The organism is Natronobacillus azotifigens (assembly GCF_026805325.1).
In the GTDB taxonomy this organism is placed as follows: Bacteria; Bacillota; Bacilli; order Bacillales; family Amphibacillaceae; genus Natronobacillus; species Natronobacillus azotifigens.
The window spans coordinates 1-620 of sequence record NZ_JAPRAT010000076.1; the positions used below are offsets into that span (position 1 = coordinate 1).

Sequence of the window (620 nt, forward strand, 5' to 3'; positions counted from 1 at the left end):
AACGGGCTTCGACTACTTGTAGGCACACGGTTTCAGGATCTCTTTCACTCCCCTTCCGGGGTGCTTTTCACCTTTCCCTCACGGTACTGGTTCACTATCGGTCACTAGGAAGTATTTAGCCTTGGGAGATGGTCCTCCCGGATTCCGACGGAATTTCACGTGTTCCGCCGTACTCAGGATCCACTCTGGAGGAAATCTACTTTCTATTACAGGGCTGTTACCTTCTATGGCTGATCTTTCCAGATCGATTCGTATAATAGATTTCTTTGTAACTCCGTATAGAGTGTCCTACAACCCCAAAAAGCAAGCTTTTTGGTTTGGGCTGATTCCGTTTCGCTCGCCGCTACTCAGGAAATCGCGTTTGCTTTCTCTTCCTCTGGGTACTTAGATGTTTCAGTTCCCCAGGTCTGCCTCACATAACCTATGGATTCAGTTATGCGTCCTACTCCATTACGAGCAGGGGGTTCCCCCATTCGGAAATTCCCGGATCAATGCTTACGTACAGCTCCCCGAGACATATCGGTGTTCGTCCCGTCCTTCGTCGGCTCCTAGTGCCAAGGCATCCACCGTGCGCCCTTTCTTACTTAACTAATGTTCGTTAGTTACTCGTTCTGATCTTA

General features: G+C 49.0%; 1 rRNA gene. It reads right to left on the reverse strand.

Going from position 1 to position 620, the window contains the following annotated elements:
• Positions 1–590: ribosomal RNA gene (locus tag OWO01_RS15970) — 23S ribosomal RNA — on the reverse strand; the annotation flags it as partial.
• Positions 591–620: the final 30 nt, after the last annotated feature.